Below are 24,961 nucleotides of genomic sequence, written 5' to 3'. Positions count from 1 at the left end.
CAGTAATGTTCCGGGGGTGATGGATCGTCTGGTGTGGATCGACTGCGAGATGACCGGACTCGACCTGGGCAAGGACGCTCTGATCGAGATCGCGGCACTGGTCACGGACGCCGAGCTCAACGTGCTCGGCGACGGCGTGGACATCGTGATCCACGCTTCCGACGAAGTGCTCGCCTCGATGCCGGAAGTCGTCGTGCAGATGCACGCCAAGTCGGGGCTGACCGAGGAGGTGCGCGCGTCCGCGGTGTCGTTGGAAGAGGCCGAGGCCGCCGTGCTGGCCTACATCAAGGAGTGGGTGCCGGACCCCCGGACCGCCCCCCTGGCCGGCAACTCCATCGCCACCGACCGCGGCTTCATCGCGCGCGACATGCCGGCGCTCGACGCCCACCTGCACTACCGCATGGTCGACGTGTCGTCGATCAAGGAGCTGTGCCGGCGCTGGTACCCGCGCATCTACTACGCGCAGCCGGGCAAGGGCCTCGCGCACCGGGCGCTCGCCGACATCGTCGAGTCGATCCGGGAGCTCGCGTACTACCGGCGGACGGCGTTCGTGCCGCAGCCCGGCCCGTCGACCGAACAGGCCCAGGCCGTGGCCGCTGACCTGCTGAAGAACGCTGACTGACCCCTGATTTTTATCTTGGTGGATGCCGTTGCTATGCTTTCCTCGCCGGTCAACGACCAGCAATGGTGGGTGTAGCTCAGTCGGTAGAGCACTGGGTTGTGATCCCAGGTGTCGCGGGTTCAAGTCCCGTCACTCACCCTTTGTCGAAAGGCCTCCGCTTCCGCGGGGGCCTTTCTTCACGTTTACGGGAGTCGTCATGACCACGCTCGTCGCCAAGGACCTCGCCGCCGGTCACGGTGATCGCGTCCTCTTCTCCGGACTCGACCTGGTGGTCGCTCCCGGTGACGTGATCGGCCTCGTCGGCGTGAACGGCGCGGGCAAGTCGACGTTGCTGAAGACCCTGGCCGGGCTGATCCCCGCCGAGTCCGGCCGTGTCTCGCTGAACCCGCCGTCGGCCAACGTCGGGCACCTCGCGCAGGAACCGGAGCGCTTCGAAGGGGAGACGGTCCGCGACTTCCTGGCCCGCCGCACCGGTGTAGCGGAGGCCCAGAAGGCCCTGGACGTGGCCACCGAGGCGTTGACCGCCGGCAACGACGAGGGCTACTCCGACGCGTTGGACCAGTGGCTCGCGCTGGGCGGCGCGGACCTGGAGGAGCGTTCGCTGGAGGTCGTCGCCGACCTCGGGCTCTCCGTGGGCCTCGACGCGCTGATGACCTCGCTGTCCGGCGGCCAGGCCGCCCGCGCGGGCATGGCGTCGTTGCTGCTGAGCCGCTACGACGTCTTCCTGCTCGACGAGCCGACCAACGACCTGGACCTCGACGGCCTGGAGCGGCTGGAGAAGTTCGTCACGGGCCTGCGCGCCGCCACCGTGCTGGTGTCGCACGACCGCGAGTTCCTGGCCCGCACTGTCACCAGTGTTCTGGAGCTCGACCTGCACCAGAACGCCGTGCACCTCTACGGCGGCGGCTACGAGTCGTACCTCGAGGAACGCGCCCGTGCGCGCCAGCACGCCCGTGACGACTACGAGGAGTTCGCGGACACCAAGGCCTCGTTGGAGGCCCGTGCGCGCATGCAGCGTTCGTGGATGGAGAAGGGCGTGAAGAACGCCCGGCGCAAGGCGGGCGACAACGACAAGAACGCCCGCAAGTTCCGCGCCGACGCCACCGAGAAGCAGGCCTCGAAGGCCCGCCAGACCGATCGCATGATCGAACGGCTGGACGTCGTCGAGGAACCCCGCAAGGAGTGGGAGCTGCGGATGGAGATCGCGTCCGCTCCCCGTTCCGGCGCGGTCGTGGCGTCCCTGCGGGCCGCCGTGGTCGAACGCGGCGGGTTCCGGCTGGGCCCGGTGGACCTGCAGATCGACTGGGCGGACCGGGTCGCGATCACCGGCGCGAACGGCGCGGGCAAGTCGACGTTGCTGGGCGCGCTGCTGGGACGGGTCGAGCTGGCCTCGGGCTACGCGACCCTGGGCTCCGGCGTCGTGGTCGGCGAGGTGGACCAGGCGCGCGGCCTGTTCCTGGGCGACCAGCCGCTCGTCGACGCGTTCGAGGAGGCCGTGCCGGAGATGAACCCGGCCGACGTGCGCACGTTGCTGGCGAAGTTCGGGCTGAAGGCGGCGCACGTCATGCGGACGGCGGCGTCGCTCTCACCGGGCGAGCGGACGCGGGCCGCGCTGGCGCTGCTGCAGGGCCGCGGGGTGAACCTGCTGGTGCTCGACGAGCCGACGAACCACCTGGACCTGGCCGCGATCGAGCAGCTGGAGTCGGCGCTCGACAGCTACACCGGCACGTTGCTGCTGGTCACGCACGACCGGCGGATGCTCGAGGCCGTGCAGGTGAACCGTCACCTGACCGTTGCGGCCGGCCAGGTGACGGTCTCCTAGAGCTCTAGCGGTTGCCCTGGACCCAGGTGGCCCACGGGACCTGCCAGTCGCCGAAGCCGTCCCACGGCTCCAGCACGGGACCGCCGGAGTTGGTGACGATCACGACGTCGCCCTGCTTGCTGTTGTCGAACACCCACTTGGCGTTCTCCGGCGACAGGTTCAGGCAGCCGTGGCTCACGTTGCGGTGGCCCTGGTCCCCGACCGACCACGGCGCGCCGTGGAAGAAGATGCCGCTGTTGGACATCCGGTACGCCCAGTCCACCGGCGTCTTGTAGCCGCCGTTCTCCAGCGCGAGGCCGTACGTGGTCGAGTCCATGATCATGTGGTCGTGCTTCTCCATCAGCACGTACGTGCCGATGGGCGTGGCGTCGGCGGGCTTGCCCATCGACGTCGGCATGGTGCGCACGACCTGGCCGTTGACCTTGGTGACCACCTGGTGCGTCTGACCGTCGGCCTCGTGGATGACCTCGTCACCGACCGTCGTGGTGATGACGCGGTCTTCCTGGCCGTAGATGCCGTTGCCGACGTGCTTGCCGTAGACCTTCACGTGCATGGTGATCTTGGTGCCCGACTTCCAGAACTTCTCCGGACGCCAGTGCACCTCCTTCTTGTTGAACCAGTAGAAGGCGCCCTCGACCTTGGGCTCGGTGGTGATCTCCAGCATCTTCTCGGCCGCGACCTTGTCGGCCACCGGCTCGTCGAAGTAGAAGGCCAGCGGCTGCCCCACGCCGATGGTCGTGCCGTCCTGCGGGTTCGTCGACACGTACGTGAGCGTGCGCGGCTTCACGGTCGTGAAGGTCGACTCCTTGGTCTCCGTCTTGCCGTCCTCACCGGTCGCCGTCGCGACGAGCTTGTACGCCTTGGAGTACCCGAGCGGTTCCGTGTTCGTCCACTGCGTCGACTCGGGGTTCATCTTCCCCTCGACGACCTTCCCCTCGGGGTTGGTCAGCTTGACGTCCGTCAGCTTCCCGTCCGCCGCCGTGGCGATGACCGGCAGCCCAGGCGACACGTCGGCCGCACCGTTGTTCAGCGCGAGCGTCAGCGTGACGGGCTTGGGCGGCGGAGGAGGAGGCGCACTCGACTCACCACCGCCACCCCCGGACGCGGTGTCGGCTCCTCCTGAACAGCCTGCGATCAGCATCACAGCGATTCCCGCCATGACCACCCCACGACCGCGCCTGCTCCACATCCCCATCGGCGTACTTCCGATCTGCTTGTCGCCACTCCCGAGACTGCCTGCACGCAAGGTGTTTCGCTGTCCCCCGATTAGGTGACGACACGAGGTGCCCCGAAGTTGCGCGAGTGGCCGGATCGTTACGTGGCCGATGCACCTCCCAAACCCGCCTGACCAGCCGATTGGGAGCGCGTGGAGGCGCTGTGCTAACGTTCTTCACGTCGGAAACGAGCAAGCCTCCGGCACACAAACAAGCGCCGCTAGCTCAGTTGGTTAGAGCAGCTGACTCTTAATCAGCGGGTCCGGGGTTCGAGTCCCTGGCGGCGTACTCCAGAGAAGCAGGCAGAGATTCGTCTCTGCCTGCTTCTCTGCTTTTCCGGGTTTCTCCCCATTCCCCGTTTCCGCACCACGGTTCGCGAACCGCGAGCGTGTTCGGCGGCCGAGGGCTACTTCTTGAGCCTGCGGCTTCCGGCGTGCCAGTCCTCGACCTCGCCGGTCTCCTGCGTCGTCACGCCGAACGACGGCAGCTGCGGTTGCTCGCGCAGGCTGCGCTTGAGCTCCGCGAAGCCCGGGAAGCGGGCCAGGCCGACGACGTGGTCCCACAGTTCGGCGGCCTGGTCCTCGTCCGGCATGCGGCTGATCACCGGGCCGAAGAAGGCGACGCCCCGCGGCGGCTCGAAGTGGATGATCGGTGTGCCGACGTCCTTGCCCGTCAACGACAACGCCTCGTCCGACTCGGCCTGGACCTCCGCGTCACGGGAGGTGTCGTCGAGGGCGGCGGTCAGCGAGGCCGGCAGGCCGGCTTCCGCCAGCGCGGCGGCGACCAGGTCCTGGTCCGCCTGCCAGCCGGGGGCGCGTCCCTCGTCGGGGCCGGATTCGAGGATCCTCGCGCCGAAGGCGGCGTAGAGGGGGCCGATCGCCTCGCGGCCGTGCAGTTCCCGTGCCGCCGACGCCACCCGCAGCAGGCGCAGGCCCGCGGTGTGCTGGGCCTCGTACTCGGCCGGGAAGTGGCTGTCGTAGTCGATTTGCGCGTTGATCAGGCGCAGGGAGATGAACCGCCAGTCGACCGTGTGACCGCGCTGCGCCTGGACGATCCTGATCCACTTGCTCGTCATCCAGGCGAACGGGCAGATCGGGTCGAAGTAGAAGTTGATGTCGGCGTCAGTCATCGCGTTCGTCCTTTCAGGACTCATGTCGGCTCTGGTGGGGCGAGGGCGGTGCCCAGTTCGGCGACGAGGTCGGCGGGCTCCTCGATGCCGGCCGAGAGCCGGATCAGCCCGTCGGTGATCCCGAGCAGCTCGAGCTGGTCCGCGGGCAGGGACCGGTGCGTGGTGGTGGCGGGGTGGACGAGCGTGCTCGCGACGTCGGCGAGGCTCGGGGAGAGCGGGATGGACGGCGCGAGGCGGCGGATCAGCTCGTCGACCGCGGGGCGGCCGCCGCGCAGTTCGAAGGAGAGCATGCCTCCTGTCCCCAGGGGGAAGAGCCGGGAGGCGGTCGAGGCGTGAGGGTGGTCGGGGCGTGACGGGTGGTGCACGCGCGCCACGGCCGGATGTGCGGCGAGGAACTCCGCGACCGTGGTGGCCGCGCGGGTGTGCGCCCGCATCCTGAGCGGGAGGGTTTTCAAGCCCAGCAACGCCATCCACGCGTCGAACGGGCCGAGCGTGCCACCGAGGTGGACGACCGAGCGGCGGATCCTGCCGACTAGGTCGCTGCCGCCCGCGACGATGCCTCCCATCGCGGCGGAGTGGCCGCCGAGGTACTTGGGGACGCTGTGCCAGACCAGGTCCGCTCCGTGTTCGAGCGGTCTGAACAGGGCGGGCGTGGCGAAGGTCGCGTCGACGACGACGGTGGTCCCGGTGCGGCCGGCGAGCGCGACCAGGGCGGGCAGGTCCGGTACCCGCACCGTCGGGTTGGTCAGCGCCTCGACGAGCAGGAGCCTGGTCCTCGGGGTGAGGACGCGCTCGACCTCGGCGAGGTCGGACGCGTCAACGAGCGCGGTCTCGGCGCCGAGGCGGGGAAGATCCGCCTCGAGCAGGTCGCGGGTGCCTCCGTAGGCGTTGCGGTCGGCGACGACGTGGTCTCCTGCCTCGGCCAAGGCGAGGACCGTGGCGCTGATCGCCGCCATGCCGGACGCCGTGGCGACCGCGTCCCGCGCGCCCTCCAGGTCCGCGACGGCCTCTTCGAGCAACCGGCCGTTGTAGTGGCCGAAGCGGTAGTAGGCGTGCCCGCGTTCCTCTCCGTCGAGAACCCGGTGCAGCGAGGCCAGGTCCGGGTAGCTGTGCACGGTGCTCTGGTGCAGCGCGGGCACCAGCGGTCCGCCCCGGCCGGAAGTGCCGTGGGCGCCCGCTCGTGCGGCGCGGGTCGTCAGGTGCGAGCGGTCGTTCATCGTCACCGTCCATCGAGGAGTCACCGGGACGGCCGCCGGCCTCGGGCGAGACCGGCGGCTCGTCGACGTTTCAGTTGAAGCGCGAGTAGACGGGCTCCGTCCACCCGGCGGGGAAGGCGTTCTCGGTCCAGACCGCCTCGGTGATCCGGAAGACGGTCTCGTGCCCGTTGGCGGGCCCGCTCCCGCCACCGGCGGACCGGCGCACCTGCGCCGTCCCCGTCAGCTGCAGGGTCGCCCCCGAGTCCCAGTCGGGGAACAGCAAGCCCGCCAGCGGGTTCACGCTGAGGTTGCCCGCGGTCATCATCATCGCGTTGCCCACGTAGTCCGGCCAGACCAGCTCAGCGGGCGAGACGACCTCCACGAAACCCGGGTTGCCACCGCGGTGCGAGACGTCCGCACCGCTTTCCACGGCGGTCGCGATGAAGAACGTGTCGGCGGTGGACACGAGGACCGACTGGCGCGTGTCGAGCACCTCGCTCCGCCGCGCCACGGGCCGGAAGCCCGCCGGTTCCTGCGTCATCACGCGGGCCTGGATGTACTTCGGGCAGTTGCCGAACGCCTGGTGCACGTCGATCTCACCGCCGCCGTCCACGGGCCGCCACCGGCCGTTGACGCGCAACCTCTTGCGCATCACCAGGTCGATGGCCAGCGTGCCCACGTCCGCTTCGTCCCGCAGCACGCCGGCCAACGGGTCTGTGGGCACCACGACCGCGTTCGCCCGCAACGTGTGCGGGCCGGCCGCGGACAGGAACCCCTCCTGGCCGACGAGGCTGGTGGCCCAGGGGCGTCCGTCGTGGTCCTGCGCGCCCAGCACGAGCATCTGCTGGCGTGTCAGGAAGTCGAACGCCCCGCGCGGGATGGCGTCGGAGATGATCGGCCGGACCCTCGCCGCCAGCTCGGAGGTTCCGGCCACCCTTTGCGCTTCGAGCTCGCCGGGGTGGAAGGCGAGCCGGTCGACGAGGCCGGTCATGACGTCAGAAGGTCAGGACGCTGTAGCCGGACACGACCAGTTCCCTGATGCTCGCGACACCGTTGGTGCCGGGCGCCAGGTTCTGGCTGATCTGGTCGATGTCCTCGTTCTCGACGCCCTCGGTCGCGCCGAAGACGACCGCGCACCCCTGCGACGCCACCGTGGCGACCTGCTTCTTCACCGCGGTGTAGAGCTCGTGCGCGGGGTGCTCCGGGTCCGCCAGCACGGCGGGCCAGCGGGTCGCCGCGCCCTGGAAGACGACGAGGGCCTCGCCGCCCTGCGCGAACTCCCACGCGGTGGCGAGCGCGTTGAAGACGCGACCCAGCGCCTCCTCGGAGCCGGTGGACGGGTCGGACAGCACCACTACGGCGGTCTTGCTGGTCATGAGAGTTCTCCTCGAGTTCCGGACTGGCCAACGCGATCCATAATTACCGAACGATCGGTAAAGTACAAGTGACCTCGATGACACCCGTTTGCTCGGGTCCTGTTTTTTACCGTACGTTCGGTAACAAGCCGACCGAGGAGCTGCCATGACCATCTCGCCGTCCATCACGACACCGGCCATCACGATCGCGGCGAGAACGCCGGTCGCGACGGGCGTGATCGCCTTGACGCTGGTGCCCGCCGACGGTCAGGACCTACCGCCGTGGCGTCCGGGCGCGCACGTCGACGTGACCCTGCCCAGCGGCCTGACGCGCCAGTACTCGTTGTGCGGCGACCCGGCCGACCGGTCGAGCTGGCGGATCGCGATCCTCCTGGCACAGCCGTCGCGAGGCGGTTCCGCGTGGATCCACGACCACGCGCGCGAGGGCGTTCCCCTCACCGTCAGCGCACCGAGAAACCTCTTCACACTCGAAGCCGCCGAGCGGTACGTGTTCGTGGCGGGCGGCATCGGCATCACACCGCTCCTGCCGATGATCACCGAGGCCGAACGGGCGGGCGTGCCGTGGACCCTCTGGTACGGCGGCAGGAGCAGGTCGTCCACGGCCTTCACCGACGAGCTGATCCAGTTCGGGGACCGCGTCCACCTGGTCCCCCGCGACACCGCGGGCCGCATCCCGATCACCGAGGTGCTGGACACGCCCGGCGCCGGAACCGCCGTGTACTGCTGCGGCCCCGAATCGATGATCGACGCGGTGCAGGACGCCTGCCGCGACTGGGAACCCGGCACGGTGCACGTGGAGCGGTTCACCCCGGAGGCGCAGGAGGGGACCACGGCGTTCGACGTCCACTGCGCGCGGTCCGGAGTGGACGTTCGAGTGGAGGAAGGCGTCTCGGTGCTGGACGCCCTGCTCGAAGCCGGCGTCGAAGCGGACTACTCGTGCGCGCAAGGGTTCTGCGGCACCTGCGAGACCCGCGTGGTCGAGGGCGTGCCGGACCACCGGGACGACTACCTCGACCACTCCGCGGCGCCGGACACGATGATGATCTGCGTCTCGCGCTCCCGGTGCGCACGGCTGGTGCTCGACCTCTGACCGTCAGCCCTTCTCCGGCATCAGGAGGCTCGGCATGAGCGCGATGCTCTCGGCGAAGGCCTCGTGGTCGCCCAGCACCCTCCCCAGCACCAACGCCCCCTCGATGCGCAGGAACGCGTCCTTGGCCGCGCGCAACGCCTCGCCGGGCCCGCGCCCCGCACGTTGCGACGCCTCGGCCATCGCGCTGATCCACGCCTGCGCCAACGACCGCGCGTGCTCCCGGACCCGTTCCGGTGTCCCGGCCAGCGTCATGGTGTCCAGCACGCAGGACAACGCTCCCGCACCGTAGAAGTCACCGAGACGGCGAGCGGTCTCGGCCATCCCCCGCGCGACGTCCTCGTCCTCGCGCATCGGCGCCAGGATCCACAGGAACCGCTCGCCGACCTTGGCGAGGACCGCCTCGGCCATCTCCTCCTTGCCGTTGGGGTAGCGGTGGTAGAGGCTCGCGCGCTGCAGTCCCGAGGCGGCCGACAGGTCACCGATCGCGGTGCCGTCGAAGCCCTTCTCCCGGAAAACCGCGATCAACGCGTCGAGCAGTTCGGCCTCGTCGATGGAAGGTGGTCGCGCCATGCCACGACATTACCGAACATTCAGTCAAATAGAGGCGGGAGCCGCGCGATGAGGATCAAAGAGCTGTCCGACAGGACCGGCGTGTCCTCCCGGCTGCTGCGCTACTACGAGGAACAAGGCCTCCTCAGCCCGAGGCGGCAGGAGAACGGGTACCGCGACTACGACGAGCCCCTCGTCGCCAGGGTCGAGCAGATCCGCAGCCTGCTCGACGCGGGCATGACGACCGAGATCATCCGAGCCGTGCTGCCCTGCCTCGCCGAGGCGGCGAGTTCCCGGTACCCCGCCCCGGACTTCCTCGACCGGGTCCGGGAGGAACGGGACCGCATGGCCGGCCGCCTCGACGACCTCGCGCGGAACCTCGAGGCGATGGACGCCTACCTCGACGCCGTCGCCAGCGGGTGAGAGACGCACGTCTCCCCCGAACCGCCTTGCCTTCTCACCGGTGTGAACGTTCGACGCTTGCCGAAGTACCGCACCAGCGGCACTTCGGCCCAGGCGGAGGAACCACTCATGACCACGATCCGGGAACGGACCACACCGGCCCAGGCGGAACGCCTGCCACTTCCGGCTCTCATCGCCCTGTTCACCGCGGGGTTCATCACGACGCTGACGGAGGCGCTGCCCGCTGGTGTGCTCCCCCAGATGAGCGCGGCGCTCGGCGTGTCCGAGTCCGCGACCGGGCAGACGGTCACGATCTACGCCGTCGCCACGTTCCTGACCGCGATCCCGGTCGCGGTCGCCACCGGCCACTGGCCCCGGCGCCACCTGCTGGTGGTCGCGCTCGCCGGCTTCCTCGTCGCCAACCTCGTCACCGCGGTCTCGTTCGACTACACCCTCACGATGGCCGCGCGGTTCGTCGCGGGCGCGGCGTCCGGCGTGACGTGGAGCCTGCTCGGCGGATACGCGCAACGCCTCGTGGGCGACGCGCTGAAGGGCCGGGCGATGGCCTTCGCGTTCGCCGGCACCCCGGTCGCGCTGTCGCTGGGCGTCCCGCTCGGGGCGTTCCTCGGTCAGGTCGTCGGCTGGCGGCTGACCTTCGGGCTCGTCACCGTCCTGTCGGCCCTGCTGGTCGTGTGGACGCTGTGGAAGCTCCCGAACCTCGCGGGGCGCAAGGCCGGGGAGCGCATGCCGTTGCACCGGCTGTTCCGGTTGAAGGGGCTGCGGACGATCCTGCTCGCCACCGGTCTCTACGTGCTCGCCCACACCGTCCTCTACACCTACGTGGCACCGGTGCTGGCGGACGTCGGCCTCGCGGACCAGGTCCAGTGGGTCCTCCTCGACTTCGGCATCGCGTCCATCGTCAGCATCTGGCTCACGGGCCTGCTGGTCGACCGGCACCACCGCACGCTCGTCGTGCTCAGCACGGTGTTCTTCGCCGTCGCCGCGGCGGCGCTGTCGCTGGGCACCGCCCACCCCGTCGTGGCCTACCTCGCCGTCGCCGTGTGGGGTCTCGCCTTCGGCGGTGTGGCCACCCTGTTCCAGTCGGCGTTGATGGCGGCGGCGGGCGAACACGCCGACGCGGCCCAGCCGATGATGGTGACGACCTGGAACATCGGCATCGGGCTCGGCGGGCTCGCCGGAGGCCTGCTCCTCGCGGGTTTCGGCACCGGATGGCTCCTGCTCGCCGTGGTGGCACTCGTGGTGACGACCGTGGTGATCGTGGTCTTCGCCCGCGGCCACGCCTTCCCGGGGCGGGCGAACCACTGAGGGCGGCCCTCCTGGAATCGCTACGGTCGAAGGAACATCGATCTGCTGGGGGCGGGCGTGAGCGGCAGGGACCTGTACGACGACATCGGCACCGGGTACTCGTCGGGACGGCGCACCGACCCGCGCTGGATGGCCGAGGTCCTCGCCGCGCTCGGCGGCGCCCTCCGCATCGCGGACGTCGGCGCGGGCACCGGTTCCTACGAGCCGCGCGACCGGACGGCGCTGGCCCTCGAACCGTCCGTCGAGATGATCCGCCAACGGCCTCCGGGCGCGAGCCCGGCCGTTCGCGCTGTCGCCGAAGCGTTGCCGGTGCGGGACGACTCCGTCGACGCCGCACTGGCCGTGCTCACGGTGCACCACTGGACCGACTGGCGCGCGGGCCTGGCCGAACTCCGCCGGATCGCGCCGCTGCGGGTCGTCCTCGCCTACGACACGCGCCGGCACACCGAGTTCTGGTTCGTCCGCGAGTACGTGCCGGAAATCGCGGCCCTCGAACTGACCCGGCCGTCCGCCGACGACATCGCGCACGAGCTCGGTGCCGGCACCGTCACGCCCCTGCCGGTGCCGTGGGACTTCACCGACGGGGTGTTCCCGGCCTACTGGCGGCGGCCTGCCGCCTACCTCGATCCCGGTGTCCGGCGTGCCTGCTCCGCGCTAGCCCAGACCGATCCCGGCGCCGTCGAGCGCGGCATCGGCCGGCTGCGCGCGGACCTGCACAGCGGCCGGTGGCACGAACGGCACCGGGACCTGCTCGGCCTCGACGAGTGGGACGCCGGCTTCCGCCTCATCGTGTCGCGTCGCTGACAACCCAGTCGGGTGAGCGCCCCAGGGCAGCCAGCACACGGCGCAACGGATCCGAGTCCTCGACCTCCAGCGCCGGGCCGAACGGGGCTCCGGGTTCGAGCCTGCCCGCGCCCGGCACGCTCAGCGCGATCCGCAGCGCGGGCTCGGCCAGTTCCGGAGCCAGGTCGTAGTCGGCGCCGAGCGAGCGCGCGACGTCCCAGCCGTGCACCACGTAGTCGATGAAGTGGAAGCCGATCGCCTGGATCGCGGGGAACCGCGACACCGGCTGGAACTCGGGCAGCACGAACTCCCGTTGCGGCACTTCGGGTTCCGCGAACGCGGCGAGGACGTCCCCGGCCGCCTCCGCGTAGTCGGCGCCGGGACGGACCTCCCAGGCCGCGAGGTCCGCTCCCCTGCCCCGTGCCGCGGCGGCGAAGCCGTGGTGCTGGGCGGTCATGTGGGCGAGCAGGTCGCTGAGCGTCCACTCGGCACACGGCGTGCGCCTGCCCAGGTCGTCCACCGACACCTGGGACACGATCTCGACGCTGGTCTCCACCGCGGTGCGGTGAAGAGCCAACAGTTCATTGATAAGCATGTGCTTACAATATGCAGATGCTTATTAGTGGCGCAAGGTCGGTATCATGCCGGACGTGGATGGCCGGCGACGTGACCTCGCGGCGATGATCGCGCCGCTGCAACGGGCGCTGGTCGCCGCCGAGCAGCCGGTGCTGCGCGCACACGGGCTGAGCATGTGGGGCTACGTCGTGCTCGACGCGCTCGAAGGCCAGCCGGTGCGCACCCAGGCCGCGCTCGCGGAGTTCGTCGGCGCGGACAAGAGCCGGATCATCGGCGTGCTGGACGAACTGGAGAACGACGGCCTGCTGGAGCGCCCGCGCGACCCGGCGGACCGGCGCGCGCGGCTCGTCACGATCACCGGCGAAGGCCGCCGCCGTCACCGCGCGGTCCAGGCGGAGGTCCAGCGGGGCGAGGAACGCCTGCTCGGCCTGCTGCCCCCCGCCGACCGGGAGGCGCTGCTGCGGTCGCTGGCCGTGCTCGCCGACGAACTGCCGAAACTGGACTGAGGAGACACGGTGCCCGACCTGCACGCGCTCTACCGCGACCTGCACCAGCACCCGGAGCTGTCGCTGCAGGAGTTCCGCACGGCCGCCGTGCTGGCAGACGAGTTGCGGCCGTTGGGTTACGAGGTCACGACCGAGGTCGGCGGCACCGGCGTGGTGGGGGTGCTGCGCAACGGCGAAGGCCCGATCGTGATGCTCAGGGCGGACATCGACGCGTTGCCCGTGCAGGAGGCGACAGGACTGCCCTACGCGTCAACGGCTCGCGCGACCACTGTGGACGGTGAGGACGTGCCGGTGGCGCACGCGTGCGGGCACGACATGCACGCCACGTGCCTGATCGGGGCCGCCGCCGAGCTCGTGCGCACCCGCGAGGAGTGGGCCGGAACGCTGCTCGTGGTGTTCCAGCCGGCGGAGGAGCTGGGCCAGGGCGCGCGGAACATGGTCGACGACGGGATGTTCGACCGGTTCGGCACGCCGGAAGTCGTGCTGGCGCAACACGTCGGCCCGTTGCCCGCCGGGATGATCGCGCACGGCAGCGGTCCGGTGCTGGCGGCGTCCGACTCGGTGCGCGTCACGCTGTTCGGGCGCGGCGGCCACGGATCGGCACCGGAGAGCGCGGTCGACCCGGTGCTGATGGCCGCGCACACCGTGGTGCGGCTGCAGGGAATCGTCGCGCGGGAGATCTCGCCGGCCGAACGGGCGGTCGTCACGGTCGGGCGGCTGCAGGCCGGTACCAAGGAGAACGTCATCCCGGAGACGGCCGAGATCGGCGTCAACATCCGGACGTTCAACGAGCACGTCCGCGGCATCGTTCGCGCCGCAGTTGAACGGATCGCTCGTGCCGAGGCCGCCGCGTCCGGCGCGCCGCGCGAGCCCGAGTTCGACTGGTACGACGGCACTCCCGTGCTCGTGTCCGACCCGGAGGCGACCACGCGGACGATGGCCGCGTTCGCCGAGCACTTCGGCATGCACAACCTGATCCCCGGCGCGGTGGTCAACGCCAGCGAGGACGTCGGCGTTTTCGGTACCGCGGCAGGGGTTCCGACCGTGTTCTGGTTCCTCGGCGGCACCGACCTCAGCACCCGCGAGCCCGGTCAGCCGGTCGCGATGAACCACTCCCCCGAGTACGCGCCGGACGTCGAACCGACGCTGTCCACCGGAGTCGACGCGCTCGTCGTCGCCGCGCGGACGTGGCTGCGGTAAACGTTTTCCGGTTTCCGGACGAGCGCGGAGTACCGCGCACCTCCTCCATCGTCCGTTGTGTCGCAGACGTTTCACATAGCGCACAAATAGGTTGTTACCTGGGCGTTCTGTTGCTTGGATGACCACGTCGGACACGACAGATTTCTTTGGGGGAAGTCGAAACATGCGTCTCAAGCGTGCAATCGCAGCTGTGCTCGGCCTCGCGGCGGTGGTCACCGTCGTCGGTGCGTCGCCGAGCATCGCGCAGGGGGAAGACCGATCCATCAAGGGTGTCGAGCGCGAGCAGGGCCCTAAGCCCCTCACGACCGACGGCCAGTCGTTCCTGGAGATCAACGGCGCCGGTCAGCTCGTGCACTGGCAGCGCTCCGGCGAGAGCTACTCCGGTCAGCTCCGCGGCTGGGGCTGGCAGGGCACCCGCGCCATCACGTCCCTGGACAACCAGTCGTTCCTGGAGATCAAGGGCGACGGTCGCCTGTCCAAGTGGACGTGGAACGGCGGCACGTACGTCGAGGCCGTCGTGGGCTCGGGCTGGAACAACGCCCGTCTCGTGACGGGCATCGCGAACAACCAGTTCATCGAGATCAACAACCAGGGCGAGCTCGTCTACTGGACGTTCGACGGCTCCAACAACCTCTCGAGGGTGCTCCGCGGTTGGGGCTGGGGCGCCACGAAGAGCATCACGGGTCTCGACCCGTTCGTGTTCTTCGAGCTCAAGGGTGACGCGCTCAACTCCCTGTCGTGGTGGGTCGACACGCAGGAAGGTCTGCGGGAGTTCCCGGAGGAGGTCGAGCCGGGCCAGCCGCAGCCGGACAACCGCTGGATGCGCCTGATCGCCGGTACCGACTCCGACCACTTCACCATCGTGGACACCGACGGCATCCTGGTCGAGTACACCCTCGACCCGTCCGACTACGTCTGGAAGCTCGCCGTGCGCGGCTCGGGCTGGCAGGGCACGCGCCTGATCGGCTGATCTGGCCGCTGTTCCTGTTGCAGGACAAGGCCCCGACCGGTTCGCCGGTCGGGGCCTTCTGCGTTCCGGTCAGCGGGCCGCGATGCCGTCGTACATCACGCGGCGGAGCGCTTCGCTTTGCGCCGCTTGGGCTTCCGGCGTGCGCAACGACGAGATGGCGGTGCCCAGGATCATGCCGTTGATGGCCCTGGCCGTGTTGTCGACGTCGAGATCCGCCCGCAGGTAACCGAGTTCGACGCCGTGCGCGAGGTACGCGGACGTCAGCGCGGCGGCGAGGTCGAACAGGTCGAGGATCCGTTCGGCCATCGCGCGGTCGATGCCGGGCGCCTCGAACAGCAGCAGGCGCGGCACGCGGGGGTCCTCGCCGAAGATGCGGCCCAGTGCCTCCCCGATGCGCGCGGACTGCTCGCGGTACTCAGCGAGCGTCGACACCGCGTCCGGCGCGTTCTCGGCCGTCAGGGCACCCGTGACGCGCGCGGCCAGGTCGTCCACCACGTGGTCGACGATGTCCCGCTTGTTCTGGAAGTAGCGGTAGAACGTGCCGTGCCCGATGCCGAGCCGCGCGGCGACGTCGGCGATCCCCGTGGCGTGGTAACCGCGTTCGGCGAAGCAGTCGAAGGCCGCGTCGATGATCTCCCGGCGCAGCTCCTGCTTCTTGCGCTCGGCGCGGCTGACGGGCTCGGCACTGGACGTCATGCGCGCAAGTCTATGACCTGCGGAGTCTTGTGATCACCTCAGAACTGACATACGGTTCCGAAACTGACACACCATTCCGTTCGATTGCGGGAGGCCGGGATGACCAGGCGGTACGACGCGATCGTGGTCGGCGCGGGCTTCGGCGGCATGGGCGCGGCGATCGAGCTCAAGCGCCTCGGTTTGCACGACCTGCTGATCCTCGAGCGGGAGGACGACCTCGGCGGCACCTGGCACGTGAACCGCTATCCGGGCCTGGCCGTCGACATCCCGTCGCCGACCTACTCGTACTCGTTCGAACCGAATCCGCACTGGTCACGCCTGTTCGCACCGGGCGAGGAACTCAAGCGCTACGCCGAGCACGTGGCCAAGAAGTACGGACTCCGGCCGTTGATGCGCTTCGGCGTCACGGTGACCGGCGCCCGCTGGCAGGACGACCACTGGCAGGTCGCGGCCGGCGGCGAGACCTTCACCGCGCGCTACCTGGTGACCGCCACCGGTTTCCTGTCGATGCCGAGGACACCGGACATCGCGGGCATCGAGTCGTTCCGGGGCGAGGTGGTCCACACCGCCGCGTGGAAGCCCGTCGACCTGACCGGAAAACGGGCCGGCATCATCGGCACCGGCGCCACAGCTGTGCAACTGATCCCCGAACTCGCCCGCGCAGCGTCCGCCCTGACCGTGTTCCAGCGCACACCGATCTGGGTCAGCCCCAAGCCCGACCACCCGATTCCTCCGCGCGTCCGGCAGTTGTTCACACGGCTGCCGTTCGCCCAACGGGCCGTGCGGTGGCTGGGCAACACGATCCTCGAACTCATGATGATCTCGGGAGTGGTGCACTACAAGCAGTTGCGCGTCGCGAACCGCCTCGCCGAACGGTGGTGCCGCGCCCATCTGCACCGCCAGGTCCGCGATCCGGACCTGCGCCGGAAACTCACACCGGACTACTCGTTCGGCTGCAAGCGACCCACGTTCTCCAACGACTACTTCCGCACGTTCACCAAGCCGCACGTGCGACTCGAAACCTCCGCCGTCGAACGCATCGACGAAGGCGGGCTCGTCACGGCCGCCGGCCGCACCGAGATCGACGTCCTGGTCCTGGCAACGGGCTTCGACCTCTGGGACACCAACTTCCCCGCGTTCGAGGTCATCGGCCGCGACGGCAAGGACCTGGGCAAGTGGTGGCGGCACAACCGCTTCCAGGCCTACGAAGGCATGACCGTGCCGGGCTTCCCGAACTACCTGTCGCTCAACAGCCCGTACTCCTACAGCGGGTTGTCGTACTTCACGACGATCGAGTGCCAAATGACCCACATGCGCCGGCTGTTCACGGCGATGCGCTCCCGCGGTTCGACGGTCTTCGAGGTCACCCAAAAGGCCAACGACGAGTTCCTCAAACGCATGCGCACGAAGGTCACACAGAACACCGTGTTCTCCCTGGGCCACTGCGCCACAGCACACAGCTACTACTTCAACCACCACGGCGAAGCCACCCTGCTACGCCCCACCTCCACGACCAGCGCCCACCGCGCCGCCGCCCGCTTCCCGCTGTCCCACTACGACTTTCTAGTCTGAGCACCACGACAACGAGGGGCGTCCGATGAAGAAGCAGGCGTACGCGATCGCCGCGGCCGTGGACTCGATCGCGGCAACGCTGCGCAGCACCACAACAGTGCGCAAAGTCACCAAAACATCCCTCATGCCCGCCCTCGCCGTCGCCTCGCCCCCGAGCGACCCCGGAATGGCCGTCGGCCTCACCGGCTCGTGGACAGGCGACATCGCCCTGCTAGGAGACTCCGACCAGGCGTTCCGAACAGGACTCTTCAGCTTCCTGGTGGCACACCTCGGTTACACCACCGCACTGGCTCGCCGCTCGGCACCGGGCACCCGCAAGGCGGTCGCCCCCATCCTCGCGGCATCAGCCGTCGGCGCCGCCGCGTTCGCCCGCGCGGCAGGCCCCCTGGGCAAGCCGGTGGGCCTCTACGTCCTCACCCTCGGCACCATGGTCGCCGCCGCCTCCACGGCCCGAGGCCCCGGCGCACGACGCGTTCTCGGTGGTGCGGCCCTGTTCGCGGCATCGGACGGCCTGCTCGGCGCGAGCCGGTTCGTCCTCAAGGGACGCGCGGCACGGGTGGCGTCGGCCGGGGTCATGCCGACCTACACGGCGGCCCAGTGGCTCCTGCACACGGGCTTCTCGCAACGCGGGTGACCCCGCGTGAAAACCCGTTGGATGCCCTGTGCTAACGTTCTTCACGTCGGAACGAGCAAGGCTCCGGCACACAAACAAGCGCCGCTAGCTCAGTTGGTTAGAGCAGCTGACTCTTAATCAGCGGGTCCGGGGTTCGAGTCCCTGGCGGCGTACTCCAGAGAAGCAGGTAGAGATCCGTCTCTACCTGCTTCTTTGCTTTTCCGGGGCACGAGACGCGACTCCCTGTCCCATGAGGACGGTTACGCCGAACGGTCTACCTGCGGATTTCTGGCCACCCCGGTGAAAACCCGGGTGATCGACTTGTGGCAGTATGCCCTCCTCATCGCTTGGAGGATCTCAACCTGATGCTCGCAATGATCAGCTTCAACTTGAGCACCGCCCTTGACCCGAGCACCGCCTTTGACCTCGTATGTTTTTGGATCGGCTACGGTTATTAACCGTCAGGCCCGGCGGCTCTTGTCGGTCGTGGACGGTCCCGTCTGGACCGCCACTTCTCGCCCGTCTTGAGAACAAGACGCGCGACACCGACCACGGTTCCCTGATCGGGACCACAGATCGAAGGCGGAGCCCTAGCGGATGACGCCGTGCGGATCCGCGGTGGAGCTCACCGCGGATCCGCACTCTCCAGATCAGCGCGGATGGTCGCCGCGAGCACGTCGTTCGGCGACGGCACCAAGGCAAGTGCCTGGCGCCACAGCACGATCGCGTCCTGGGGCCGCTCGGCCACGACTGACAGGTGGCCCAGCAGATGCCTGGACTTCACCTGGGTGAGCGCGTCCTGCAGCTGGTCGGCCAGTGACATGGCGTGCTCGGCGTGCTCACGCGCCGCCTCGAACTCCCCGAGGTCGAACTCGATGGCGGCGCGCACAGCGAGCGCGTGACACGTCTCGACCTGGTCGCCTGAGGTCTGGTGGGCCCGCAGGGCCTGCAGGCAGTACTCCAGCCCGGTGCTGGGCTCGCCCAATTCGTGGTGCAGAGCCGCCAGAGCCGTCAGCGTCGAACCCTGGCCGCGCACGTGCCCGATGTCCAGGCGGAGCCGCAGAGCTTCCAGATAAGCGGCCCTGGCGTCGTCGAAGTTGCTGAGCCGGTGGTACGCCATGCCGATTCGGTGGAACGCGAACGCCTCGCCTTCGTGCGCTCCGAGGCGTCTGTTGATCGCCAGCGACCCCTGGTGGTGGCGCAGGGCCTCGTGGTCGTCGCCGCGTTCGGCGTGGATGATGCCCAGGTTGTGCAGCACGGCGGCCTCACAGGGCTCGTGACCGACTTCCCGCGCCCTTTCCAGACTGGCTTGGAACTGCAGGTACGCGTCGTTGAGCCTTCCCACGCTGAGGTACATCAGGCCGAGGTTGTTCCTGGTTCCCATCTCCGCCTCGGGGAGGGTGCTCCTCGCCGCGGACGCGAGCACGAGTTCGTGGCAGGTCACCATGTCGTCGTGGTACCCGGACTTCTGCTCGTGGTACCCCGGTCTCTCCTTGATGTGCTGCGAGCGTTCGAAAACCTCCCGCAAGGCAGCCGGCAACCTCCACGCCTGCTCCTCCATGCCTTTGGTCGTCGCGGCCAGCCTCGTCGCCGCCACCAGGCTGCCGCGCTCGTACAGGCACCAGTCGAGTGCGGCCTTGTCCGTCGCGAAGGACAACGGAGGCAGGGCACCGGCGCCGTCGAGCGGAGGGACTGGCTGGCTCTGCGGGGACAACCGCCTGCTCACCGCGCAGCTCGTTTCGACGTACCACGTCAGCAGGCGCTCGACCGCGTCCCTCCGGTCGGCCGAGAGGTCCGCCTGGCGCACGCAGTCGCCGGCGTACTCGTGCAGCAGGTCGTGGAACCTGTAGCGACTCGCCACGTCGGTGTCGAGCAGGTTCACCCGGACCAGCAGGTTGAGGTGCTTGGTCGCCTCGTCGGGGGTGATGTTCGCGAGCGCCGCGGTGGTGTGGCCGCTCACGCGCGAACCGGGGTGCAACCCGAGGAAGCGGAACACCCGTGCCGTCTGCGGCGCCAGCGCCTGGTAGCTCCACGAGAACACGGCGGGCAGGCTCAGCAACTCGTCGTCCTCGTCGTGCACGGAGAAGAGGTCGCGCTGCGCCCTGAGCTGTTCGGTCAACTCCCCCAACGTCTCCAGCGGCCGGTCGGCCACGTGCTGGCCGACGATCTTCAGCGCCAGCGGGAGCCCTCCTGACAGCGCGGCGATGTCCAGCAGCCCCGGCTCGTCGTCCGTCGCCCGCGCGTCGTGGATCGTCGACCGCAGCAGCTCGACGGACTCGGCCGTGCTCAGCTCCGGAACGGCGACCGGGTGGACACCCTCCCTGATCGTGAGGCCGCGCAGGCGGTCGCGGCTGGTGAACAGGACGAAGGCGTCGGGGACGGCCGAGACCAGCGGGCGCACCTGCTCGGAGTCGCGCACGTTGTCGATCACCAGCAGCACCTCGCGGCCGAGGAGGGTCCGGCTGAGCAGCATGGGCCGCCGCTCCGGTTCCGCGGGGATCTGCTCCGTCGGCACACCGAGGCGATCGAGCAACTGGGAAATCGCGTTGTCCGCGGTCAGCGGGTCTTCCTGGCCGTAGCCCCGCATGTCCAGCAGCACCTGGCCATCGGGGAAGTCCGCCCGGTGCCGGTGCGCCCAGTGGATGGCGAGCTGGGTCTTCCCGACACCGGGCATGCCGTGCAACGCGACCATCGGCGTGGTGCCGTGCTCCCGCATGCGCAGGAACCCGTCGAGCTTGGCGAGCAGTTCGCCCCGTCCGGAAAAGCGGCCCGAGGCTCGGGGAAAGGCGTGCAGGAGCGGGAGGGGATCGGAAGCGGGCCGCACGTCGGCGGCCCCCTGGTCGAGCAGGCGCAGGTAGAACTGCGAGAGCTCGGCGGAGGGCTCCAGGCCGAACTCGAGGCTGTGCCTCTGGCGGTACCGCGAGTAGAACGCCGTCGCCCCGTGGCGATCTCCCATTCCGTCGAGCGCCTTCATCCGCTGCAGGGCGAGCGTGCCGTCCAGCGGATGCCTCTCCATCAGCGGAACCAGGTCCCGCAGGACCTCGGCGTACTCGCGGAGGTGGATCTCGGCGTGGAACAAAGCGTGGTACGCGTGCAGCAAATCGGTGCTCTCCATGGAGTCGCGCCGATGTTCGGCCCAATCGCCCTCGACGTCCGCGAGCGGGACTCCCGACCAGAGATCGATCGCCTCGGTCAGGCGCGCCTTGGCGGCGAAATGATCACCAATAGCACTCGCCGCCCGGCCTGAATCCGCGGTTTTGCGGAAATAGTGGTAATCAACGAGATCCTGGTCGAGATCCAGCCTGTACCCATCACCGTCTTTGATGACGACGTTGCGCTTGACCCCGGAATCCTTGAACGCCTTCCGGATTCGGCTCACCTGGACCTGCACCGTGCCGCGCACCTGGTCACGAGCCTTACCCGGCCACAACACCTGGACCAGCGTGTCCACCGGCACCGGCCGCCTCACGTTCAGCAGCAGCAGCGCCAGCAGCGCCCGCTGTTTCCTCGCGCCCAACGGGATGAACGCCGCCCCCACGCGCAGCGTCGTCTCCCCCAGGATCGTGAGCTTCACAGGGCCACCCCTTCCCTGCACATCACCGTAACGTTCGTCGACAGCTCCCCGGCACCATTCTGCAAGCGAACTGCAAGCCCATTGACAAAGTGCACCCGGATGCTCGAACGAGCCTGTCCAATTTCCCGCCGTATTGGAAAGTGAGTCGGTTCATGGGCGCATCCGAATGGCTTGACGTTCCGGTGGGCATCGATGCCCACCGGTGGGTGACGCGGCGCGACTGCCGCACCGTGCTCGCCGTCGTCCACACGGTCACCAGTGGCGAGAGGGTGCTGGAGGCGGTGGAGCTGCTGGAGAACGACCACCGGGTGCAGGTGGTGTTCACCAGAGCACCGGACGTCTTCGGCAATGGAGTGGAGGACCTGCTGCGCGCTACCGGAGGTGTGGTGCTGCCGTGGGAACAGGCGGTGCGCGAGGAGTTCGACCTGGCACTCGCGGCGTCGTTCGGCTCGCTGCACCAGGTGCACGCGCCCGTCGTGGTCATGCCCCACGGAGCCGGGTACGCGAAGGGGCACCGCAGCGCGACCGGCCGGCTGCACCCGTACGGGCTCGACAGCCAACGCCTGCTGCACAACGGAAGGCCGACTGCGCGCGTGGTCGTGCTGTCCCACGAGAACCAGCTCGACGTGTTGCGCGAGCAGTGCCCGGAAGCGCTCGGGGTGGCCGAGGTGATCGGCGACCTCTGCTACGACCGACTGGTCGCGAGCCTGCCCGCCCGCGCCGCCTACCGCGAGGCACTCGGTGTGGCACCCGAACAGGAACTGGTGGTGGTGACGTCCACCTGGGGCACCGGTTCGCTCTTCGGGATGCACCTCGACCTCGTCGCACGGCTGCTCGACGAACTACCGGCCGACAGGTTCCAGCTGGCCGCGCTCGCCCACCCCGGCGTCTGGTTCAGCCACGGCCCGAGGCAGGTCAGGGCGTGGCTCGCGGACTGCGTCGACGCGGGGCTGAGGCTGTTCACCCCCGAACTCGACTGGAGGGCGGCGCTGGTGGCAGCGGACCACGTCGTCGGTGACCACGGCTCCACGACGGCCTACGCGGCCGCCATCGGCAAGCCGGTCCTGCTGGTGGAGTCGCCGGCTCGGCTGGCGATCGCCGGGAACGCGCCACAGGCCCGGCTGCGGGAACTCGCGCCGACGCTGCGCACCGATCTTCCTCTGGCCGGTCAGCTGACCGGACGCTTCGACATCACCGGGGAACTGGCCGGGACCGTCACCTCGCGTCCGGGGCGCGCTGCCGGTAGCTTGCGTCAATCCTGCTACCGGTTGCTCGGCCTCACCGAACCGGGCGCGCATCGCGCGCTCACCGCTGTTCCCGTTCCCCAGAACTGGTGCCGATCGTGAAACTGGATCCTCTGGTGGCGACCGTGCGCGGTGCCGCCCTTCCCCGTTCCTGCGTGGTGGCGGACGTGATCCGCACGTCCGCCACCGACGCCACCACCGGACTCGCCGACGCGAGCAGGCTCTTCTCCGCCCTGCCCGGTCTGACGATGGTCGCCGTCGCCCTCCCGCCTGATCAGATCGCGTTCGTCACGCGGGAGCGGTACCTGTTCACCGCCGCGCGACAGCCGCACCTGGTCGAGGACGTCTACCTGTGGTGGGTGACCCGTCCGCGCGTTCCGCTGCCCAGGTCAGTCCAGCTCGGCCAGCCGTTCACGGACGGCCTCCGCCTGGGGAGAACCGAGTGACCTGAAGATCTCCTCGGCCGCGCGGAGGTGCTCACGCGCCTCCGCGGCGCGGCCCGACCTGCGGGCCACCTCGCCGAGCACGTGGAACGCCTCGGCCCGGCCGTGGTCCGATCCGAGCGCCTCCATGAGGCCGAGTCCTTCGCCCGCACGGCCGGCGGCGGCCACGAGGGCACCGGTGCGGCACTGAGCGGCGGCGAGGGCGACGACGGAACGGGCGTGGTTGTACGGATCCGTTGCTCCGAGCCCGCGGAAGATCTCCTCGGCGCGGACGAGGTGCGGCACGGCTTCCGGCGCACGGCCGAGCTCCACCAGGACGTGCCCGAGGTTGATCAGGTTGAGCCCGACCGATCGGGTCGCCCCCAGCGCGGTCGTGGCCTCGACGAGGAGCTCGAACTGGCCCAGTGCGGCCTCCGCCCGCCCGGTCTCCCGGTACAGCAGGGCGAGGTACTCCCTGGCGTCGCAGACGCCGCGATCATCACCCATGCGCGTCCACAGCTCCATGGACTCGGCCAGGTACCGCTCGGCCGCCTCGAAGTCGCGCGCGGTGGTGGACACCCGCCCGAGCCGCTTGAGCATGTCGGCCAAAGCGAACTCGTTGCCCCATTGGCGCGCGGCGGCGACACCCCGCTCGTCCACGTCCAGTCTGTCCCGGTAGTGCTTCCTGAGCAGGAACAGCGGCCACAGGACGTCGGACAGGTGCCAGGCGAGTTCGGCGAACCCGTGCTCGAACGCCGCCCGTCCCGCGGCGACGAGGTTCACGCGCTCGCGCTCCAGCCAGCCGAGCGCGTCGTCCCTGCAGCCGAACGACGGCACTGAACGAGGCGGGGAGGAGAACGTGTGCGGAAGTCTTCTGCGGTACGGCGTCAGCACCTCGTCGGCACGCATCGCCGCGGCCAGGTACCACTCGGCGATGCGCCGCAGCACGGCGACGCGTTCCTCCCGCGGGTCATCGGATTCGAGTCGCTGTGTCGCGTGCAGGCGCAGGAGGTCGAGGTAGCGGTACCTGTCCTCGGCGTGCTCGTCGAGGAGGTTCGCGTCCACCAACGGTTCCAGCAGCGAGTCCGCTTCCGCCGGGTCCTCCAGCACCGCGGACACGAGTTCCGGTCCGAAGTCGCCGCCGGGGTGCAGGCTCAACCGCCGGTACGCGGTGGCTGCCGCAGGTTCCAGCATGCGGTACGACAGGTCGAAGGTGGCTCTCACCGACAACTCGCCCGACGGCGAAAGGTTCGCGAGCCTCGACCGCTCGTCGACGAGTTCATCGTGAACACGACGCACGGACCACTTGGAGCGCATCAACAGCCGTGCGGCCGCGACGCGGATGGCTATGGGCAACCCGTCGCAGAGCGCCACGAGGTTCTCCGCGTGTTCCCGTTCTCTCGCCACGCGTTCGTCACCGACGACACCTGCGAGCATCGAGTACGCGGAAGCCGCCGGCAGCGGTCCCACCTCGACCAGACGAGCACCGTCGCCGACCAGACCAACCAGCTTGCTCCTGCTGGTGACCACCACCAGGCTCGTCGGCGACGCGGGGACGAGCACGCGGGCCTGTGCTGCCGACAACGCATTGTCGAGCACGACGAGCAGCGCCTTGCCCGCCGTCAGCGATCGGTAGAGCGCGACCTGGTCGGCCAGGTGCACTGGAACGCGCTCGGGGGAGGTGCCCAACGCGCGGAGGAACGAGCCGAGGGCTTCTCCGGGATCCGTGGGAGCGGTGGAACTGAAACCGTTCAGGTCGACGAACAGCTGCCCGTCCGGGAACTCCTCCTGCACGGACGCGGCCCACTGCAACGCCAGCGCGGTTTTGCCGACACCACCAGGTCCACTGAGGACGGTGACGCCGCCGGCCTGTCCGGTGTGCTGGACCGCTTGCAGCAGCTCGAGTTCCGCCAGGCGTCCGGTGAACTTCCGCGGCGGTGCGGGCAACTGCCGCGGGACCGGCGTGACGTCACCTTGGTGGATGTGCAGCCCGCCTCGGACGATCCCGGCCTGGACGCTCGTGCCGGTGACCGACCCCGACACCTGGTTCCTGGTCGTTCCGGCCTGGTCCACCACGAC

At 69.4% G+C, this 24,961-nt stretch carries 23 protein-coding genes and 3 tRNA genes; 16 read left to right on the top strand and 10 right to left on the bottom strand.

Annotation, left to right across the window (positions count from 1 at the left end; translation table 11 throughout):
* Positions 1-16 precede the first annotated feature (16 nt).
* From orn to IE307_RS26405, 3 genes are all read left to right on the top strand, one after another.
* Positions 17-622 carry an oligoribonuclease gene (gene orn, locus IE307_RS26415; protein WP_191302043.1) on the top strand — a complete coding sequence of 202 codons (606 nt, stop codon included), beginning with the start codon at positions 17-19 and terminating at the stop codon, positions 620-622.
* Between the two features lie 65 nt (positions 623-687).
* Positions 688-760, top strand: a tRNA-His gene (locus tag IE307_RS26410).
* Positions 761-818: 58 nt separating this feature from the next.
* Complete coding sequence (locus IE307_RS26405; RefSeq protein WP_191302042.1) at positions 819-2,444, top strand: ABC-F family ATP-binding cassette domain-containing protein; 1,626 nt, start codon at positions 819-821, stop codon at positions 2,442-2,444.
* A gap of 4 nt (positions 2,445-2,448) precedes the next feature.
* On the opposite strand, the gene IE307_RS26400 is transcribed toward IE307_RS26405, so the two are convergent.
* Positions 2,449-3,603, bottom strand: a complete 1,155-nt coding sequence (locus tag IE307_RS26400) for a L,D-transpeptidase (protein ID WP_229905076.1) — start codon at positions 3,601-3,603, stop codon at positions 2,449-2,451.
* A 269-nt stretch (positions 3,604-3,872) separates the two neighbouring features.
* Here IE307_RS26400 and IE307_RS26395 point away from each other — a divergent pair.
* Positions 3,873-3,946 (top strand) — tRNA-Lys (locus IE307_RS26395).
* Between the two features lie 118 nt (positions 3,947-4,064).
* On the opposite strand, the gene IE307_RS26390 is transcribed toward IE307_RS26395, so the two are convergent.
* From IE307_RS26390 to IE307_RS26375, 4 genes are all read right to left on the bottom strand, one after another.
* Entirely contained in the window at positions 4,065-4,787 is a 723-nt protein-coding gene (locus IE307_RS26390) for a mycothiol-dependent nitroreductase Rv2466c family protein (RefSeq protein WP_191302040.1), read from the bottom strand.
* A 20-nt stretch (positions 4,788-4,807) separates the two neighbouring features.
* The gene (locus tag IE307_RS26385; RefSeq protein WP_191302039.1) at positions 4,808-6,004 is read right to left on the bottom strand and encodes a trans-sulfuration enzyme family protein; all 1,197 of its coding nucleotides are present in this window, start codon (positions 6,002-6,004) and stop codon (positions 4,808-4,810) included.
* Between the two features lie 70 nt (positions 6,005-6,074).
* A complete protein-coding gene (locus tag IE307_RS26380) occupies positions 6,075-6,974 on the bottom strand; it encodes a pyridoxamine 5'-phosphate oxidase family protein (protein WP_191302038.1) in 900 nt (299 codons plus the stop codon).
* A gap of 4 nt (positions 6,975-6,978) precedes the next feature.
* Positions 6,979-7,359, bottom strand: a complete 381-nt coding sequence (locus IE307_RS26375) for a DsrE family protein (protein WP_191302037.1) — start codon at positions 7,357-7,359, stop codon at positions 6,979-6,981.
* A 145-nt stretch (positions 7,360-7,504) separates the two neighbouring features.
* Between IE307_RS26375 and IE307_RS26370 the strand changes: the two genes are divergently transcribed.
* Positions 7,505-8,449, top strand: a complete 945-nt coding sequence (locus IE307_RS26370; protein WP_191302036.1) for a PDR/VanB family oxidoreductase — start codon at positions 7,505-7,507, stop codon at positions 8,447-8,449.
* A gap of 3 nt (positions 8,450-8,452) precedes the next feature.
* On the opposite strand, the gene IE307_RS26365 is transcribed toward IE307_RS26370, so the two are convergent.
* The gene (locus IE307_RS26365; RefSeq protein ID WP_191302035.1) at positions 8,453-9,019 is read right to left on the bottom strand and encodes a TetR/AcrR family transcriptional regulator; all 567 of its coding nucleotides are present in this window, start codon (positions 9,017-9,019) and stop codon (positions 8,453-8,455) included.
* A gap of 48 nt (positions 9,020-9,067) precedes the next feature.
* On the opposite strand from IE307_RS26365, the gene IE307_RS26360 reads away from it, so the two are divergent.
* The 3 genes from IE307_RS26360 (at position 9,068) to IE307_RS26350 (ending at position 11,530) form a co-directional block, all read left to right on the top strand.
* The gene (locus IE307_RS26360; RefSeq protein ID WP_191302034.1) at positions 9,068-9,421 is read left to right on the top strand and encodes a MerR family transcriptional regulator; all 354 of its coding nucleotides are present in this window, start codon (positions 9,068-9,070) and stop codon (positions 9,419-9,421) included.
* A gap of 108 nt (positions 9,422-9,529) precedes the next feature.
* Positions 9,530-10,726, top strand: coding sequence for an MFS transporter (locus IE307_RS26355; protein ID WP_191302033.1), 1,197 nt, complete (start codon positions 9,530-9,532; stop codon positions 10,724-10,726).
* A gap of 129 nt (positions 10,727-10,855) precedes the next feature.
* Positions 10,856-11,530: a class I SAM-dependent methyltransferase gene (locus IE307_RS26350; protein WP_191302186.1), complete on the top strand. Its 675-nt coding sequence runs from the start codon at positions 10,856-10,858 to the stop codon at positions 11,528-11,530.
* On the opposite strand, the gene IE307_RS26345 is transcribed toward IE307_RS26350, so the two are convergent.
* On the bottom strand, positions 11,511-12,104 hold the full coding sequence (locus IE307_RS26345) for a TIGR03086 family metal-binding protein (protein ID WP_191302032.1): 594 nt from the start codon (positions 12,102-12,104) through the stop codon (positions 11,511-11,513). The two genes, IE307_RS26350 and IE307_RS26345, sit on opposite strands and share 20 nt — an antisense overlap.
* A 46-nt stretch (positions 12,105-12,150) precedes the next feature.
* Between IE307_RS26345 and IE307_RS26340 the strand changes: the two genes are divergently transcribed.
* The 3 genes from IE307_RS26340 to IE307_RS26330 all read left to right on the top strand — a co-directional run bounded on the left by IE307_RS26340 (position 12,151) and on the right by IE307_RS26330 (position 14,761).
* On the top strand, positions 12,151-12,591 hold the full coding sequence (locus tag IE307_RS26340) for a MarR family winged helix-turn-helix transcriptional regulator (protein ID WP_191302031.1): 441 nt from the start codon (positions 12,151-12,153) through the stop codon (positions 12,589-12,591).
* A gap of 9 nt (positions 12,592-12,600) precedes the next feature.
* Positions 12,601-13,791 (top strand): amidohydrolase, encoded by a 1,191-nt coding sequence (locus IE307_RS26335; protein WP_191302030.1) that lies wholly within the window; start codon positions 12,601-12,603, stop codon positions 13,789-13,791.
* A 163-nt stretch (positions 13,792-13,954) separates the two neighbouring features.
* On the top strand, positions 13,955-14,761 hold the full coding sequence (locus IE307_RS26330; protein ID WP_191302029.1) for a hypothetical protein: 807 nt from the start codon (positions 13,955-13,957) through the stop codon (positions 14,759-14,761).
* A gap of 69 nt (positions 14,762-14,830) precedes the next feature.
* Here the strand turns inward: IE307_RS26330 and IE307_RS26325 are convergent, their stop codons facing one another.
* Positions 14,831-15,457 (bottom strand): TetR/AcrR family transcriptional regulator, encoded by a 627-nt coding sequence (locus IE307_RS26325; protein ID WP_191302028.1) that lies wholly within the window; start codon positions 15,455-15,457, stop codon positions 14,831-14,833.
* 99 nt (positions 15,458-15,556) lie between these two features.
* On the opposite strand from IE307_RS26325, the gene IE307_RS26320 reads away from it, so the two are divergent.
* From IE307_RS26320 to IE307_RS26310, 3 genes are all read left to right on the top strand, one after another.
* Entirely contained in the window at positions 15,557-17,029 is a 1,473-nt protein-coding gene (locus tag IE307_RS26320; RefSeq protein WP_191302027.1) for a flavin-containing monooxygenase, read from the top strand.
* A 25-nt stretch (positions 17,030-17,054) separates the two neighbouring features.
* Complete coding sequence (locus IE307_RS26315) at positions 17,055-17,663, top strand: lysoplasmalogenase family protein (protein WP_229905075.1); 609 nt, start codon at positions 17,055-17,057, stop codon at positions 17,661-17,663.
* Between the two features lie 78 nt (positions 17,664-17,741).
* Positions 17,742-17,815, top strand: a tRNA-Lys gene (locus IE307_RS26310).
* Between the two features lie 452 nt (positions 17,816-18,267).
* Here IE307_RS26310 and IE307_RS26305 read toward each other — a convergent pair.
* A complete protein-coding gene (locus tag IE307_RS26305; protein WP_191302026.1) occupies positions 18,268-21,216 on the bottom strand; it encodes an AfsR/SARP family transcriptional regulator in 2,949 nt (982 codons plus the stop codon).
* A 152-nt stretch (positions 21,217-21,368) separates the two neighbouring features.
* Between IE307_RS26305 and IE307_RS26300 the strand changes: the two genes are divergently transcribed.
* Together IE307_RS26300 and IE307_RS26295 are read left to right on the top strand one after the other, a co-directional pair.
* Positions 21,369-22,562, top strand: coding sequence for a glycosyltransferase family 28 protein (locus tag IE307_RS26300; RefSeq protein WP_229905074.1), 1,194 nt, complete (start codon positions 21,369-21,371; stop codon positions 22,560-22,562).
* Entirely contained in the window at positions 22,559-22,906 is a 348-nt protein-coding gene (locus tag IE307_RS26295; protein WP_191302025.1) for a hypothetical protein, read from the top strand. Before IE307_RS26300 ends, IE307_RS26295 begins: the two co-directional genes overlap by 4 nt.
* On the opposite strand, the gene IE307_RS26290 is transcribed toward IE307_RS26295, so the two are convergent.
* A complete protein-coding gene (locus IE307_RS26290; protein WP_191302024.1) occupies positions 22,850-24,955 on the bottom strand; it encodes an ATP-binding protein in 2,106 nt (701 codons plus the stop codon). The genes IE307_RS26295 and IE307_RS26290 overlap by 57 nt on opposite strands.
* Positions 24,956-24,961 lie beyond the last annotated feature (6 nt).

Source organism: Lentzea cavernae (genome assembly GCF_014653695.1).
In the GTDB taxonomy this organism is placed as follows: Bacteria; Actinomycetota; Actinomycetes; order Mycobacteriales; family Pseudonocardiaceae; genus Lentzea; species Lentzea cavernae.
The sequence above is the reverse complement of the archived record's forward strand: the minus strand, read 5'-3'. Positions and strand labels throughout refer to the sequence as shown.